Origin of the sequence: Algibacillus agarilyticus, assembly GCF_003286125.1 — a bacterium.
GTDB classification, from domain to species: Bacteria; Pseudomonadota; Gammaproteobacteria; order Enterobacterales; family Alteromonadaceae; genus Algibacillus; species Algibacillus agarilyticus.
Genome location: NZ_QMED01000009.1, coordinates 24104 through 41055, shown reverse-complemented (window position 1 = coordinate 41055; position 16952 = coordinate 24104). Strand labels below are relative to the sequence as shown.

General features: G+C 37.9%; 13 protein-coding genes. 5 read left to right on the top strand and 8 right to left on the bottom strand.

Going from position 1 to position 16952, the window contains the following annotated elements; all coding sequences use genetic code 11:
- Positions 1 to 5 precede the first annotated feature (5 nt).
- The 3 genes from DPX34_RS09005 to DPX34_RS08995 all read right to left on the bottom strand — a co-directional run bounded on the left by DPX34_RS09005 (position 6) and on the right by DPX34_RS08995 (position 4482).
- The gene (locus DPX34_RS09005) at positions 6 to 2096 is read right to left on the bottom strand and encodes an LruC domain-containing protein (RefSeq protein ID WP_111978082.1); all 2091 of its coding nucleotides are present in this window, start codon (positions 2094 to 2096) and stop codon (positions 6 to 8) included.
- 329 nt (positions 2097 to 2425) lie between these two features.
- Entirely contained in the window at positions 2426 to 3943 is a 1518-nt protein-coding gene (locus DPX34_RS09000) for a sensor histidine kinase (protein ID WP_111978081.1), read from the bottom strand.
- Positions 3940 to 4482 (bottom strand): heme NO-binding domain-containing protein, encoded by a 543-nt coding sequence (locus tag DPX34_RS08995; protein WP_157964673.1) that lies wholly within the window; start codon positions 4480 to 4482, stop codon positions 3940 to 3942. Before DPX34_RS08995 ends, DPX34_RS09000 begins: the two co-directional genes overlap by 4 nt.
- Before the next feature lie 172 nt (positions 4483 to 4654).
- Here DPX34_RS08995 and nosR point away from each other — a divergent pair, with 172 nt between their 5' ends.
- The gene (gene nosR, locus DPX34_RS08990; RefSeq protein WP_111978079.1) at positions 4655 to 5938 is read left to right on the top strand and encodes a response regulator c-di-GMP phosphodiesterase, NosR family; all 1284 of its coding nucleotides are present in this window, start codon (positions 4655 to 4657) and stop codon (positions 5936 to 5938) included.
- A gap of 2 nt (positions 5939 to 5940) precedes the next feature.
- Here nosR and DPX34_RS08985 read toward each other — a convergent pair whose 3' ends face one another.
- The 3 genes from DPX34_RS08985 to DPX34_RS08975 form a co-directional block, all read right to left on the bottom strand.
- Positions 5941 to 6144 carry a hypothetical protein gene (locus tag DPX34_RS08985; RefSeq protein ID WP_438938513.1) on the bottom strand — a complete coding sequence of 68 codons (204 nt, stop codon included), beginning with the start codon at positions 6142 to 6144 and terminating at the stop codon, positions 5941 to 5943.
- A gap of 498 nt (positions 6145 to 6642) precedes the next feature.
- The gene (locus DPX34_RS08980; protein WP_111978077.1) at positions 6643 to 8457 is read right to left on the bottom strand and encodes a tetratricopeptide repeat protein; all 1815 of its coding nucleotides are present in this window, start codon (positions 8455 to 8457) and stop codon (positions 6643 to 6645) included.
- A 3-nt stretch (positions 8458 to 8460) separates the two neighbouring features.
- Positions 8461 to 10329, bottom strand: a complete 1869-nt coding sequence (locus DPX34_RS08975) for an SGNH/GDSL hydrolase family protein (RefSeq protein ID WP_111978076.1) — start codon at positions 10327 to 10329, stop codon at positions 8461 to 8463.
- A 283-nt stretch (positions 10330 to 10612) separates the two neighbouring features.
- On the opposite strand from DPX34_RS08975, the gene DPX34_RS08970 reads away from it, so the two are divergent.
- From DPX34_RS08970 to DPX34_RS21885, 3 genes are read left to right on the top strand one after another with little or no spacing between them, the layout of a single operon-like run.
- On the top strand, positions 10613 to 12487 hold the full coding sequence (locus DPX34_RS08970; RefSeq protein WP_111978075.1) for a carbamoyltransferase family protein: 1875 nt from the start codon (positions 10613 to 10615) through the stop codon (positions 12485 to 12487).
- A 4-nt stretch (positions 12488 to 12491) separates the two neighbouring features.
- Positions 12492 to 12902, top strand: coding sequence for an SxtJ family membrane protein (locus DPX34_RS08965; protein ID WP_111978074.1), 411 nt, complete (start codon positions 12492 to 12494; stop codon positions 12900 to 12902).
- The gene (locus DPX34_RS21885) at positions 12902 to 13054 is read left to right on the top strand and encodes a DUF5989 family protein (protein ID WP_198673662.1); all 153 of its coding nucleotides are present in this window, start codon (positions 12902 to 12904) and stop codon (positions 13052 to 13054) included. The genes DPX34_RS08965 and DPX34_RS21885 overlap by 1 nt, the downstream gene beginning before the upstream one ends.
- Before the next feature lie 66 nt (positions 13055 to 13120).
- Here DPX34_RS21885 and DPX34_RS08960 read toward each other — a convergent pair whose 3' ends face one another.
- Positions 13121 to 14353, bottom strand: a complete 1233-nt coding sequence (locus DPX34_RS08960) for a glycosyltransferase (protein ID WP_111978073.1) — start codon at positions 14351 to 14353, stop codon at positions 13121 to 13123.
- A gap of 151 nt (positions 14354 to 14504) precedes the next feature.
- Here DPX34_RS08960 and trhO point away from each other — a divergent pair, with 151 nt between their 5' ends.
- Entirely contained in the window at positions 14505 to 15428 is a 924-nt protein-coding gene (gene trhO / locus DPX34_RS08955) for an oxygen-dependent tRNA uridine(34) hydroxylase TrhO (protein WP_111978072.1), read from the top strand.
- A 94-nt stretch (positions 15429 to 15522) separates the two neighbouring features.
- Here the strand turns inward: trhO and DPX34_RS08950 are convergent, their stop codons facing one another.
- A complete protein-coding gene (locus DPX34_RS08950; RefSeq protein WP_111978071.1) occupies positions 15523 to 16824 on the bottom strand; it encodes a dicarboxylate/amino acid:cation symporter in 1302 nt (433 codons plus the stop codon).
- Between the last annotated feature and the right edge of the window lie 128 nt (positions 16825 to 16952).

The following is a 16952-nucleotide window of genomic DNA, read 5'->3' as shown; positions in this document are numbered from 1 at the left end:
CTCTCTTAATCTTCGTATACATTGCTTGTGTTTACATTTAAATACCAAGCCGGTTTTGATTTACCTGTTCTATCCGCTGCGAATTGTGTGAACTCTGGATAAGCATCATCTAAACGTTTACCTGCTAATGGATGTTTCCAGTTATACGGTACTTCAATTGCCCAGCCCATTCCGTTTTCTGATACAAAATAGACGTTGTCGCTAGGGTTTGATACATCATCTGAATATCCATAAAAAGCGGTATCAAATAATTCGGTTGGGGCTTGATTTTTCAAGTGTATTTCTAATGAATGACCTGGTTTTTTTCCAAGTAAGTTGTTGGCTTCATCACCATGGTATAACCCCGGAGTGGCAAATATAAAAGGGTCGTACGGAAATTCAGGCATGTTATTTTCGTCAATTGGATTGGCAAAAGGAATATCAATTTCCCAAGTTGTCATATTGGTATTGGTACAATTGAGTTCGGTTCTAAAATACAAACAACCGGTTTGCAAAGGCGCGTAATTATTTAAATCGTCAGTGAATTCAATTATCGCTTGTTGTGTTGTCTTTAATGGGCTGGTTGTTTGTGATTCATTATTAATTTTCCAAATGATTGAATTTTCGCGAATATCGGTTGTATCAACGCCTTTTAGTTGTATTGCAAAGCCATTGTGATAGCTTGCCCCTATTGCGGTGAGCCGGCCTTTAATTTGTAGTTTGATGACTTGATTGTTTTGAATGTGCTCTATGTATTGCATTTGCATAACCACGTCATTCATATCGTAATCGCCCATTTTGGGGTATAAATCTTCATAGGCGAAGGTGGTATAACTCGCTGAGCTGGGATAGTAGTTGAGTGTGACACCTGCTTGCGTTACGGTGACTTGATAATCTTCTACTTCTCCATCGCTAACGCCCCCTGTTGGACCGATATTTTCTGTTGTGCTTAATCTAAAGCGTGCCCATGTTTCACCTTCAGATGCCCAAGCCGGTACATCAACCACAATATTGTTATTGTTTGAAACATTTAAGTTGTTTATCGCTTGCTCGTCAGCTTCAAATGCACCGTCTTGATCCCAATCTACCCAGCCATTTAAATAAGCAGGCTGTCCTGATAAACCTGATACTTCGCTTGTAATGATGCTTTGATTACCTGATTCAAATCCTGTCGGCATTTGAATGCCATCATCAGCATTGCTCGTGCTCACGAGCGAACCTAGTCGCAAATCACTCGACAAGCTATGTCGTGCTCCATTGTCTTCAAAAGCTGAACCATAACTTGCAGGTGCATCACCAAAATCAATTGCTTCAGATATTTCTACAGGCGCATTTGCACAACGTGCTCCGTCGTTTAATGACGATTTTGGTCCATAAGCGAATACATCTGTTGTGATGCTGACATTATCAATATCTATTTTATAAACATACCCATTGTTATTGTTGCTGGCATATAAAGCCCCAGAAGCATCAAAAAATTGTGCTCCGAATGTGGCTTTTACGCCTTCATAAATTGTACCTAATTCGGTTATTTCTCCGGTTTCTGCGTCAATACGCAATAGCTTACTGCTTGTACCATTGGTTACTGCATAAATAAAGCCGTCGGTAGGATGAAAGGCCAAATCAGTTAAATTATGTAAAGCTCGTTCTGCGCTGCCTTCGATGTATTCCATTTGATTAATGTTTTGGCCCTCTAAGTAGACTTTAAAAAGGCCTTTGTCTTTACGATACCCGTACCAAATGTTGTCGATAGAAGAAACATCGCCCGCAACAAAGTTGCCGGCTGATTTGGATTGTACATCTTTATTTATGGTTATTGCTTGGAGCAAATAATCGTTACCGACTCGAGCGAGTGAGCTGGTTGCATGATCCCAACCATATAGGTATTCATCATGATCATTAAACCCGACGGCATTAAACGATGTTTGTGCTTGCATGTTTTCGGCTAAAGTGGAATACGAACCCGTGACTAAATCAACACCAAAGGTTTTTGTTATAGAATCGGGCTTTTGTATTAAAAATGCTTTTGAAGGGCATTCTTCGAATGGTGCGGCAAAGGAGGGTAATGCGTTTATCGCTAAGCTAAATGCGAGGCAAATAGATATTTTATTAACCATAATGATGTTCTCTTTAATTAACGTATATTGGGATGTTACAAATAGCAGGCCAATTTTTATAAGTTATTTAAATACAATAGGTTAAGATATTTAGGTGTGTTTTTTGAACGTTATATTCGCATAATGCAAACGGACGTTTTTTGCATTATGGCACAACGCATTTTGAGGTGATTTAATTTCAACTCTGATTAAGAGAGCTAATCAAGCTGGATTGTTTATAGAATTTTTAAACCCCACCGAGGCGCTGAACGGGCATTTTGAAAAGATTTGGGTATAGACTTAGGTTAGCACAGAGTAGGTATCGATTTATCATCCGATTTTAAGGTCACTTATTCAAAGGCGAAAAATGACATTGTAAATTCGGTTCCACTATCAATTTCACTATTCACATCTACTTTAGCGTGATGTTGTTTTAATATGCTGTACGAGATAGATAGCCCTAAACCAGTGCCTTCACCAGGCGGTTTAGTTGTAAAAAAGGGATTAAAAATATCTTTTAGATTTTCAGGCGAGATCCCACAACCTTCATCTTTTACTTTAACGACTACGCGAGCTTTATCAGCATATGAGCTTATTGTTATTTTACCACCCATTGGCATGGCATGTTTTGCATTAACTAATAAGTTGATTAAAACCTGCTGTAGCTGACCTTCACTGCCTAAAATTTGCTTATCTGCTCGTAATTCAGTAAGTATTTCGTAATCATATTTAAGTTCATTTTGTAACATTTTTAAGGCGTTTTTTATAATCACATTGATGTCGACAGGCTCTAAATCATGATTATCCATGCGTGAAAAAGCGCGTAGAGCCGATACAATTTCTTTTATACGTTCCAACCCGGTTAATGATGAACTTAGAATACTTTCGCTATCGTTCAATAAAAATTGCCCTTCTTCTTTTTCCCAGAGATCCAGTAACGCTTTTTGATCTAATGTGTCTTGGTTGTTTAAAGGAGTTAAGACTCGCTTTAAGCTTTCTAAGTATTCCTGCATGGTTTCTAAATTACTTTTCACGTAACCAACTGGGTTATTTATTTCGTGGGCTACACCTGCAGATAACATACCTAATGACGCAAGTTTTTCCGTTTCGACAAGTTGTTGTTGTGTTTTTTCGAGTGTGTTGTTGATTTCTTCTAATTCTTTGATTTGTCGCTGTAATTTTTTATCGGCTCTTTTTCGCTCAATTGCTAAGGTGAGCGTTGAACGTGATGATTCGATAGTTTGTAATTTATTAATACTAATATTTTTATCATCACGATAAAAGAAACAAGCCAAACCTATGTTGTTTTCACCTGATTGTTGTAAATAATACAATGGAACTGCATATAAAAAGCAAAAGGGCAGTTTGGTTACTTTCATGGTGTTATCCATGTAGTTGGTTAAATTTAATAATTGGCTTTCTGGACTTTGTTGAAAAGCATCGCGTAATTTGAATCCGTCTAGTTGTGAAAATAAATGTATGATCGCTTTATTATTTACTGTTTGATAAGTCGGATTATCAATATTTTTTGATTGCACTATTTGCAAGTAATTAACTTTGTAATCGACTTCTAATTGTAAAAAAACGCAGACGGGGTAAAACAAAAAATCACTGCAGCGCTCTAAATAATTAGAGATTATTTCGGTGAAATTATCTTTTTTCCATGTCTCTGCGGCGAGCCCGGTTAAAAAAGAAAGCTGAGTTTGTTTGTCTTCGGCTTGCGCGGTTTGAGCGCGTAGTTGTTCATTTGATTCGTATATTTCACGCGAAAAGGTTTCTAATTTTTTTTCAACTTTTTTTCTGGCTTCACGTTCACGTTTGAGTATGTTTTCTAGCGCTTTTATTTGCGCATCTGATTCGTTACTCATAAGAATTCAACATGAATTTGGCAGCAATCAGCACCTTGGTGCATACATTGGCTTTGTGTTACTTTTACTTGCTCTTTAAAGTGCTTAGCAGCTGATAAAATAAGACCTTCTGATAGAAAACATAATTTGCGTGGAGATCGATAGATCATGATTAATTCATTGTCGTTTGCTTTGGGATAATCAAAAGATGGTAAATTGGCATCATGGTATAATTTGAGCACTTCTACATGAATAAGGTGTTCAACCATATTTAAAAATGTACGTAAATCTGTCGCATTTTGTGCTTCTGCAGGTGCCATTTCAATTAATGAGGCAAATAAAAATTCACCAAATTGGCGAACTAAGACGCTAGGTTCTAACGTTAAGTGTTCGCAAAAGTAACCAACTAATGAAAATAATTCTTCGTCATTATAATTATCCGCCGAAATATAAACTCCGTTAGACGGTAACGATAGTGTTGAAATGGCATTATCCCAGGCAATATAACTCACATTTTGTTCAACAAACTCTTGCAGTACATTAAAAACAATACCTTTCATATTGGTCATCCTCGATTTATTTCATATTATTAAACAATAGATTAGCCTAAAATGCGTAAACTTACGTAAACTAATAAAAGAAAAATTAATTTTATTAGTTTGAGCGTTATTCTTATTTGTAAATGATAGAGTAAACTCAATATTAATGTTTTTTAAGATATGTGGATGAACTATGAGTGCATTAAAGTTATTAATTGTTGATGATGAACAACCTGTTCTTGATGCACTTTATCGTTTGTTTCGTAAAGATTATGCCGTCAGTTGTTTTACACGCCCGCAAGATGCGCTAGATGCCTTAAGGGTTTCTGAATTTGCGGTTATTATTTCTGATATGAAAATGCCAATCATGTCTGGCGCTGAATTTTTACAACAGGCCTTGAGTTTGAAACCTGATACACCTCGTTTGTTATTGACGGGCTTCTCCGATATGGAGGATACGTCTAAAGCAATCAATTTGGGAAAAATCTCTAATTACATTGCCAAACCGTGGCAAAATATTGAATTAAAAACAATTGTTGGCCAAGCAGCGGAGCAATATCAATTAAAACAATCAGTGTATTGTTTAGAGCGACAATTAAAAGAAAAAAACAAGTTGTTACAATATAATAATAAAGTGCTTGAGCAAAAAGTCGCATTGCGTACGGCTAAGTTGCAAAAGCTCGCCACTGGTTTAAAAAAGGCTCAAAACCAGCATAGAAATATGTTTCAAGATGTGATTGAGATGATTAACTTAATCATCGAAGATGTGACCGACGATAATACAGGACATGTAAAACGTGTTGCTTCGCATTGTCGTTTATTGGCAGAGCGTATGGGGTTAAATAAATCGACTGTTACTTTGTGTTATTTAGCCGGCTTAATGCATGAAATTGGTAAAGTTTCGTTAGAAGATACACTGTTGAATCAAATCGAAAATGATTTAGGTAGAGCGGATTTACAGCGCAAGTATGCTCATGCGATAAAAGGAGCTGAAATACTGGCTAAAGTCCCCAACTTATTGTCGATATCGATTTCAATAAAGCATCAATATGAATGGTTTGATGGAACTGGATTTCCTGATCACCTAGCTAAAGATGCTATACCTATAGCATCAAGAGTTTTAGCCATAGTGAATGATTATGATAAGTTGCTAATTGGGCGCACTACGGGTAAAGAAATGTCTAAAGAACAAGCATTAGTGCATTTATCTTCTTATGCTAAGCTACGTTATGATCCCGAGGTTTTTAATGCTTATATTGATACATTAGCGCTTATTACTGATACACAAGAGTATCATTTAGATTCTTGTACCGCGGTTGCTTTTTTAGAGCCCGGGATGATCTTGTCGAGAGATTTATTAAGTAAACAAGGTACCGTGCTATTAACTAAAGACAGTGAATTGACCGAGAATACAATTGATAAATTAAAAAAATTCGAAAGAGATTGGAATTATATCTTTAATATTTTTGTGCACTAATATTAACGTTTTATAAAATAGGGCGTTGCGAGTAGGGCAATACCCACAATAACGAGTATTAAACTATTGGGCATAAAATAAGGGTATATACATAATACGAGCCCTGAAATGAGCGGCACGACTTTTCTTTGTTTTTTACCATACATGAAGTAAGCAAACCCGATACTACCGAACACCACACTCCACAATATCATACTACTTGTCATCAATTTTCACCGCTAATTTCAAGGTTGTCCGTTAGGTGTTAAAAATAAAGCCTTTAAATTTAAGTTATCTAAACGTAGATAGACACACTTAAATATTACAAATAGAGAGGCTTTACTATGCGAATGCGACTCTTTATTAGGCCTCTGATAAAACGTTTACACATGAGCGTAGGTTTTTCAGAGCGGTTAGATGATAACACGTGTTTACAATAGGTTTAGGGGTGTCTTGATTGAATATGCTTTCTTATTTTATTGATATCCATGCTTAAAGTAAGCCTATATTTTTTATCTGCGTAATGCATCAACCAAAGCCTTATACAATTACCCGTGTATTTATACTCTTCTCGCTCAGGTTTTATGGTTCATTGTCAGCGCTTACGCGCCCCAATCACATGTAAGTACTGAGGTTTCGTCTGGAACGAGAAACCTGCGCTTAAAACCCGATCGCTTTGACTATAGTTTTCTGAACGCTTTATTATTTTTTTAGTTAAGTGTCGATTATTGATTCATGGCTTGATTTACTTGAGCAATAGCCGATAACGCCATCTTGTTATGTTTATCGATTTTGAGCACGCTGTTTAGCCAATGGAGTGATTCTTTAAATCGTTGCTGCATGGCGTAAGCATGTGCTAAAGCTAAACGGTAATTAGGCTCTTTGGGTTTTTGCTCAACTGCTCGTTTTAAGTAGCGCAAAGCTTCTGAAGCTCGACGAGCTTGAATTAATTGAGTGCCAGCTTGGTAGTTGTAATTGCTGTCGTTAGGCACGGCATCAGCTAATAATTTTAAGGCTTTATTAAACGTTATGGGATCTGATTTTTGCGATCGTTTTGCGGTCTCTTGTGCTATCTGGATCCAGCCTAGCTGTTTTTTATACGCTTTATAACCTAGTTGGTCCTGCCAGGTTAATTGCGGTGGAAGCTTGGGTGAATGAGGTTTATCAGTGAATGGATAATCGGCCATTAACCCCGCTACTTTAGCTTTGCCCCAATATATTTCAGCCTCAAAAATGGGTAAGTCGGCCTTAGCTTGTGCCGTCGAAATCGGTGTCGGAAAGTCGTCGATCACGGGGGATTGTTGTAACGATTGATAAAAACTATCTGCAATGTAAAAGTAACCATCGATTGTAGGATGTAAATGTTCTAGCATAAGTTTACGACCGATGATGCCATTTATCGCTTGTTTGGTCAGTGCTTGTTCTGCATCGACGAGTGTCACGTTAGGCTGTTTTGTAAGTTGCTTTATTTGTTCATTTATTGCAGTTGGCGCTCTAAAACGCAATAAATCGTGATCACGTGCTTGTTCAAAATAAGTTTTGGCTTGTGGGTATTGTGATTTTGCATAGGTTATTTGACCGAGTGCATAAAATAGATCGGCACTTTGTTGTTGTCTTGCTACGGTTTGAGCTTGTTCAAGTTCATCATGTGTTAATAACGTGTAGTTACGCAATTTAGTTAACCAAACCTGACCTTGTTTGTTTAACGCGGCCGATGAAAACGGCTTTTGATCGGCTAAATTACTGGCTATCGTACTAATAAAAACGGGAATGTTCGCCGCTTGATATTTTTTTAGCAGCAATTGCATATTGGTTTCGAATTGGGTCAAACCTTGTTCATAAAGCGCTGAATTTAATGGAATATTTTTATGTTTAGCGACCTTTGACATAAAGGTGCGCGAGGTTTGATTATGACTCGGCTTGGTTTGGCCTTTATAATGCGCATAAGTGTTTTGAAGTAGTTGAAAAATTTTTAAGTTTTTAAGTTTTAAATACATGAGTGTTGCGGCTTGAGAGTTCGCCGCGGTATAGGCTGAACCGACACCTAAAATACCTAAATATTCATTATGCCCTGCGTAGATTAAAACCGCGTCGGGTTGTTGCGCAATAATTTCGTCGGCAAAATCTAATACTGTGTAGCTGTTGACGGCAGATAGGGCGGTGCTGATGACTTCAACATCACGATCAGGAAACGTTTGTTTTAATCGGTAATCGAGCATGCCGGCTATTGATGCACCAATACCAAATGGAAAACCCGCCGCGGTTGAGCCGCCTTGCACGACTAAACGTAAAGCATCATCTGATTTTTGTTTGCTAAAAAAATTAGCTTCGATGGTTACATTAGGGGTTTCTACACCTTCAGCAAAATAGCGTTTTACGACATCGGGTCGAGGTAATAAAAATTCAGGCGCTTGAGGGTTCTCGATAAATAAAGTGACGTCTCTACCGTAATTAGCTAAGCGCAAGCCACCTTCTAACATGGCAAAAAATAGAAATGGAATGGCAATAGCAATTAACCTAAATATCCAGACTCGATTCATGTTTTATCCTTTATTTTTATCATTGTTTGGGTCGAGAGTGTTTGGGTCGAGAGTGTTTGTGGCGCGTTTTGCTTGTTGAACATGTTGTAAAAAGTAGGGCGCTTTTGTATTGTCTGGGTCAAGTATTAATACGTTTTTGAGTAACGATTCGCTAAGTTCGAACTCGTTTAATAAAAAGTAACAATGCGCTAAATTTAGTTGGTAGTTTATTTTTTCTGGTGCTAACGCGATGGCTTTGCGGTAATAAAACCGAGCTTGCAGTAACTGTTTTTGCTTAAAATATAATTGGCCGGCTTTGTATGCGGCAGCATGATTATTGGTTAAGGTATCGCTTAATAAACCGGCAATCAAACTGGCTTGCGACAAATTATTTGTTTGTTGGTAATGCGCCATCAATTCTGTATGAATGGTAAGCCAATCTTTGCCATTAATTCTATCAACCAGTTTTTGGTTAAAAAAACTATTTGGGGTGGGTGGCGTGATTTTTTTAACTTGAGTGGTGAAAGGATAATCGCTCGTTAGGTGATCTATTTTAAATTGACCATAAGCTTGATCAACTTGGCTAACAGGGGCATGTTTCCACGCTTGTTCAGTTGTTATTTTTTCTGGTTTTTCGTCGATAAAATTATGTGTTTGCAATGCCGTAACAAAGGCCTCTGCTAATAGAAAATAGCCCCGAATATTGGGGTGTAAATGTTCTAGCATGTGTTGGTTACTGATTATGCCATGAGTTGAATCCGCTCTAAAAAACGCGTCTGTATCGACTAAGGTCGCATGATATTCTTTACTCAGTTTTTTAATAATGTGATTAAATTCACTAGGCGCTCTAAAGCGCAATTGATCATAATCTTTGGCGAGTTGAAATGATTGTTGCGCTAAATCAAATTGATTCAGGGCGAATTGCTTTAAACCTAATTGATAATAATTTGCAGCAGAAGGTGTATTTTTTACTTGAGCTTCGAGCGACGTTAAAGACGTTATCGGCAATTGTTGATTGATAAATTGCGGCCAGTCAGTTGTCCCTATGGTTGAAAACGGCGTTTGATCTTGTTCATTGCTGGTTAGTGTGCTTAACATCACCGGAATTTTTGCCGTTTGATACTCGGCTAAAATAAGCGATAAATTATTTTGGAATTGCTCGACGCCAGCTTGATATAAAGCGCTATTTAATCCGATATTTTTTTCTTTTGCGACTTTTGACATTAGGCTGCGTTTATTATCACTCATCGGGTTGAGTGAGGTAAACAACTTAAAATACATTGATTCAACCCACTGATATACCTTGAACGATTTGAGTTTTAGATAGATTAAGGTGGCTGCGTATCCGCCTTTAGCCGCAAATGCAGAACCTATTCCCATAATGCCAACATATTCATTGTGGCCAGAATAAATCAAGATTAAATCAGGTTGGATTTCGATTATCTCTTCAACAAAATCTAAAAGTGTGTAGGTATTAACGGCAGCCATCGCGGTATTAATCACTTCAATATTTTTGTTTGGATAAAGCAATTTAAAGCGTTGATCGAGCATACCTTGCAATGAGGCCCAACGACCATAAGGAAACCCCGCGGCTGTCGACCCGCCTTGAACCACAATCCTGAAGCTATCTTTGGGTTTTTGCTGCTTAAATAAAACCGTATCAGGGCTTACAGAAGGTGCAATGCTTGGGTCAGCAAAATATCGATGGATAATATTAGGGTTAGGTTGCATATACCCTGCAAACCCTTGAGCCGGTATAAATAAAGGAATGTTTTTACCGTACCCAACAACACGTAAACTGATTTCAAATAGTGCTAATAAGATAAAAGGTAATAAGATCGCAATAACATAAAAGCTAAAACGTTTTGATTTCGGCGTTGTAGATACGGACATAATTTAAAAGCTTAAGTTGTTAATCGTTTGTTATAACTGATTGCGTTTACTTTTGCTTCGCTATTTTTTATGAATACGTATTAATAGCAAACAAGCTTGTTGCATTTGATTATTTTAGTAATCTGTTATGGGTTTATTCGATTCAGCACCTTTAGTGTAGAAACAGTATGCATATTTGCCCAATTTATTTAATGAATTCATCAATTTAACTTTTAGTTCATCTTTTATGTGCTTTACTTGATAAATAGAGTGTTAGATTTAAAGTAACTGCCGAGGATTTTTAATGGCAAAACGTATTTTAGGCATTTCTGCTTATTATCATGATAGTGCAGCCGCCGTAGTCGATGACGGTGTAATTGTTGCGGCCGCGCAAGAAGAGCGCTTTAGCCGTAAAAAACATGATCCAGATTTTCCTGCCCAAGCTATTCAATATTGTTTAGATACTGCGAATTGTAAACTAACTGATCTTGATGCCATTATTTTTTATGATAAACCGTTATTAAAATTTGAACGTTTGCTTGAAACCTATTTAGCTAACGCTCCACGCGGTGTTAAATCGTTTATTAATGCCATGCCTGTGTGGCTCAAAGAAAAGCTTTATTTAAAAACGGTGTTGCGTCGAGCGCTGCGCGAGTTAGCCGGACTTGATAAAAAAGCCAAAATGCCCACGCTATTATTTAGCGAGCATCATTTATCACATGCCGCGTCGGCTTTTTTTCCGAGCCCTTATCAAGATGCCGCCGTGCTTTGTTTAGATGGTGTAGGTGAGTGGGCTACGTCTACGGCTTGGCAAGGTCAAAAAAACAAGTTAACCCCGATTTGGGAAATTAATTTTCCTCATTCATTAGGCTTACTTTATTCTGCCTTTACTTATTATACCGGTTTTAAAGTTAACTCAGGTGAATACAAGCTGATGGGTTTAGCACCCTATGGTGAGCCTAAATACGTCGATTTAATCTTAGACCATTTAATTGAAGTGCAAGCTGATGGTAGCTTCGCGCTTGATATGTCGTATTTTAATTTCGCCACGGGTTTAACCATGACCAGTGCTAAATTTCATGCCTTGTTTGGCGGTGAACCTCGTGACGATAAAACAGAAGTGAGTCAAAAAGAAATGGATTTGGCTCGCTCTATACAGGTTGTGACGGAAGAGATTGTATTAAAAATTGTGAATCATTTAGCGACTTTAACGCCAAGCAAAAACTTATGTTTGGCAGGTGGTGTTGCGCTTAATTGTGTCGCTAACGGCCGTATTTTACGTGAAAGTGCTTTTGATCATATTTGGATACAACCGGCAGCAGGTGATGCGGGCGGCGCTTTAGGAGCCGCGCTTTTAGTTTGGCATCATTATTTTGAAGGTGAGCGATCACAAAATGCAACTGAAAGTAGTGATGATTTAATGCAAGGAGCCTATTTAGGCTGCGAGTATACAGATGAAGACATTATTACTTTTTTAGAGGCTGAAAAAGCATTAGGTAGAGCGTTACCATATCATCGATATTCGAGTGAACATACAAATGAGCTGTTAGTTGATACGGCTTCTTGGATAGAAGCCGGTAATGTGATTGGGTGGTTTCAAGGGCGGATGGAGTTTGGTCCTCGCGCATTGGGTAATCGTTCAATTATTGGTGATGCTCGCAATCAAGCGATGCAAGCAACCATGAATTTAAAAATTAAATATCGCGAATCTTTTAGGCCTTTTGCGCCAATTGTGTTAGCCGAAGATATAAACCAATACTTTAAACAAGATGTGAGTAGCCCGTATATGTTACTCGTTGCGGATATAAAAGATGACTTGCGAATAGCAACCAATGATGATTTGTTTGGTATTGATAAATTGAACCAAGCTCGCTCTACCTTACCCGCGATCACACATGTTGATTATTCAGCTCGTTTACAAACGGTGCATAAGCAAACTAATCCTAAATTACATCAGCTGCTGTCGGCGTTTAAACAAAAAACCGGTACCAGTGTGCTTATAAATACATCGTTTAATGTAAGAGGTGAGCCGCCAGTATGCAGCCCTGAAGATGCTATTCGCTGTTTTTTAGCGACTGAGATGGATTATTTAGTGATGGGAAATATTATGCTGCGTAAAACAGAGCAGCCGCAATCAGCGATTGATGCGGCCAAAGCTATCGAATTTGAAATGGATTAAACCAATGGTTAAATTAATTGAAAAAGAAAATATTACAGAACTTAAATCTTTTGCATTAATGATGATGTGGGCTTTTCCGCTGTTTTTTAGTGTGATTATTCCTTGGCTTTTTAACTTTGCTTATGCTTTATGGCCGCTAGTCATCAGCGCATTATTCGCGGTGTTATATGTCGTTTCACCTCAACAAATTTATTATATTTATCGCTTTTGGATGTTTATTGCGGGCATATTAGGCTGGATAAATACGCGGATTATATTGGGTGGGACTTTCTTTTTAATGATTATGCCGTTTGGTTTTATTATGCGCCGGCGGGGAAAGTTACACTATAAGCGCCCTCAAAAGGGTCAATGTACCTCGCACTATATTAAACGAGAAGACAAAATGGATAAAAATCGATTGGAGAACCCCTTTTAATGTTGGAATTTTTAACTGATTTATTCGCATTTTTAAAAATGCGTAAAAAGCTGTGGCTTTTACCTATTATTATTGTGCTTGCCTTGCTAGGGGCATTAGTGGTGATGACTCAACAATCTGCTTTAGCGACCTTTATTTATACCTTATTTTAAAGGTGAGTGGGTTTATTGAATTGAGGGCGTGAACGAAATGATTTCAGCACGCCCTAAAATTGAATACTACTTATTTTTAGCTTCGATCCATTGCGACATATATTTTGTACTTTTATGCAGGTGATGATTCAACATACCACCAATAAAATTAGCTTGGCGGTGTGCGATTAAATTTTGGCTGAGTTGATTTATTGTTGTAATTAAACGTTGCTTTATGGGCTCTGGGGCAAAAAGTTGTTGCACAATATCAAACCCGTTACCTTGTTTTTTTAACCAATCCGCTTCACTTGAATAGAGTTGAACGGCATGCTCAGCAAATGTTGCCGCTTCATTACTTATATAGCCTGACCAAGGTAATTGATGAGACATGCCTTCGGCACCAATTGAGGTGGTCACGTTCGGTGTGCCACAGATCATTGAATCGGCTATCTTTCCTTTTATGCCTGCACCAAAACGTAAAGGTGCTAAACAGACTTTAGCTGATTTAATGACTTCGTAGGCATCTTCTGCCCAGCCTTTAACTAAAAAACCTTCTTTGGGGTTATTTAACTGTGTGGCTTTAGGGGGCGTATAAGCACCATAAATATGTAATTGTGCTTTTGGTAATTTCTTTCGGATCAAAGGCCATATTTCTTGTTTTAACCATAATACGGCATCCCAATTAGGTGGATGTCTGAAGTTGCCGATGGTGACAAAGTCAATGCGTTCATTAAAGCTGGGTAAGCCTGAGTTTAAAGGCTCAAGCATAAAAGGCATGTGTAATAAATAATCAGATTGAATATTAAATTTGTCAGTCAAAAATTGAATTTCATTTTCAGATATAATAAAAGTGAGATCAGAACGGTAGATTGCCGCGATTTCACGTTTGGCCAAATCAGTATCAAAAAATGCGGGATCGTTAAGATCAGGATCTATTTGTTTATGGTGTTTAAAGTGTTGTTGGCGCGCATCTCTTAAGCTGTGTAAATCTTCACTGTTTAAAATACGCAGGGTATTGGGCAGATGTTTTTCGACTCGCCACGCATACTGTTCTTCCATCATGAAACGATCAAAAATGACGATGTCGGGTTGTAACTCAAGAATGAACTCATCAAATTGACTGCAATTAACTTGGATCGTTTGAGTGTTAATGCCTAAGCTGGCTAAATCGAGAGTGTGATCGGTTACTTGAGCGGCGCTGGCAAAAGTAATTTCCCAACTTTGTTCTTGTAATGTGCTTAACAAGCCTTGCATGTTGTAACCTGCTGCGCTTGATTTTGGTTCAGGCCAAACCCAACCAATAATAAGTATTTTTTTCATGATCTAAATCAAATGGCAATATTTCAATCAGCCATTGTACTTTTAGTTAAAACTAAAATCAGTATAATGCGCGCTCAAAAGCAATTTTAGTTGCTTTACTTATCCGTTTAAAACTGTATTGGATTTACGATCCAACCCACAAGAGGTATATATGAGTTATATTGTTGCAGCGTTATATAAGTTCACCCGGTTAGAAAATTTTGAAGCATTACGTCAGCCTTTACATGACGTAATGGTTGAAAACGAGGTTAAAGGTACGCTTTTACTGGCAAGTGAAGGTATTAACGGTACGATTTCTGGCCCACGTGCGGGTATCGATAATGTGTTGGCGTGGTTAAAAACGGATCCTCGTTTAGCTGAAATTGATCACAAAGAATCAATTCATGAAGAACAACCTTTTTATCGCACTAAAGTTAAGTTAAAACGTGAAATTGTGACGATGGGTGTTGAAGGCATTGACCCTAACAAAGTGGTTGGAACGTATGTAGCCCCTAAAGATTGGAATGCTTTAATAGACGACCCTGAAGTCGTATTAGTTGATACCCGTAATGATTATGAAGTTCAAATTGGCACATTTGAAAATGCCATTGACCCTAAAACGACTAATTTTAGAGAGTTTCCAGAGTACGTTAAAAATAACCTTGATCCAGAGAAACATAAAAAAGTAGCGATGTATTGCACCGGCGGTATTCGTTGCGAAAAATCAACGGCCTACTTAAAAGAGCAGGGCTTTGAAGAGGTTTATCACTTGCATGGTGGTATATTGAAATACCTAGAAGAAGTGCCAAAAGAAGAGAGTAAATGGCAGGGTGATTGTTTCGTTTTTGACCAGCGTGTTGCCGTTAACCACGATCTTGAAAAAAGTATATATGACCAATGTTATGCTTGTCGCATGCCGATAACGGAAGAAGAAAAATTAAAATCGGAATATGTAAAAGGCGTAAGTTGCCATCATTGCATTGATAAAACAACCGATGAAGACAAAGCTCGATTTATTGAACGCGAAAAACAAGTCAATTTAGCTAAAGAACGTGGTGCTCAGCACATTGGTGATAAAACGGATGTGGGTTTATAAAACCGGTAATCGCATCTTGAATTAATACTGTAACTCATAATAAAAAACCGGATTAAGCTTTAGCTTCATCCGGTTTTTTAGTTTTGATAATTAATTATTTAGTCGCGCTGGTATCATTAAAGACGGTTTCATCTAATTCATTTTCTGATTTAGCTATTACGCATGTCACCATACAATCGCCGGTTACATTAACCGCTGTTCTGATCATATCGAGCAACCTGTCTACCCCAATGATAAGTGCAATGCCTTCAACCGGTAAATTAACTTGTTGTAATACCATGGCCAACATAATTAAACCCACTCCCGGCACACCTGCAGTGCCAATAGAGGCTAACGTCGCCGTTATAACTACCATTAAATAATCATTTAATGTTAGATCAACCGCAAAAAATTGAGCGATAAATACCGTCGCAACCCCTTGCATGATGGCGGTCCCATCCATATTGATTGTTGACCCCAGTGGCACAGTGAATGACGCCGTTGAATTATGTGCGCCTAATTTTTTGGTCGCGGTGTTAAGTGTAACCGGTAGCGTTGCACTACTACTGGCTGTACCAAATGCAAACATCGCGGCTTCACGCATCTTGGTTAAGAAAATAACAGGACTTAAACCCGTAAACGCTTTAAGTATCAAGCTGTAAGTAACCGTCGCGTGGATTATTAATACCACAACAACAAGTAAAAAATATTTAGCGAGTGCGCCAATAGCGCCTAAATCGATGTAAGTAAACAATTTAGCCATTAAGCAGAAAACCCCGTATGGCGCTAAATTCATTAAGATTGATACAATCTTCATGATGACTTTGTTTATATCTTCAAAGAAAGTGACGATACGGTTACCTTCTTTTCCCAGCAAAGCGACCGCGATACCAAATAACAACGCAAATACAATAATTTGCAGCATGTTACCTTTAGCCATCGAAGAGATGGGGTTAGTTGGCATAATATTAATAAATACATCAACCAGAGCGGGGGCTTCTTTGGCCACAAAACCAGACTGTGGCTGAGCATCGATACCGACACCGGGTTGTAAAATAATAGCCATTGTTAATGCGATTGTAATAGCGATGGCTGTTGTGGCTACATATAATAAAACGCTTTTACCGCCTAAACGGCCTAATTTTTGAGGATCACTTAATGAGCAGGTCCCACACACTAAAGAAACAAAAACTAATGGCACAACCAACATTTTGAGTGAATTGATAAATATTTGACCACCGGCATGTAAAAAACCATCAACAATAACGGCTTTGACTGAGAAATCGAATAACCCAAGTGGGATGACTAAATCGGTGGTTTCACTAACGCCAAGCCTTAATAATAAACCAACAAATAGGCCAAGCACCATGGCCATAAAAATTTTAAACGTGAGTGAACTGGTGTTAATTTTCAAAATGATTCTCCCTTCAAATCATTATTTTACGAATATTTTACAGTAGGATGTCATGTATTTGTTAAAAAAGCACATTCCAGACTTTTATTATATACGTTGAAGCATTATAGTTGCCCTTTATTACCTCAATT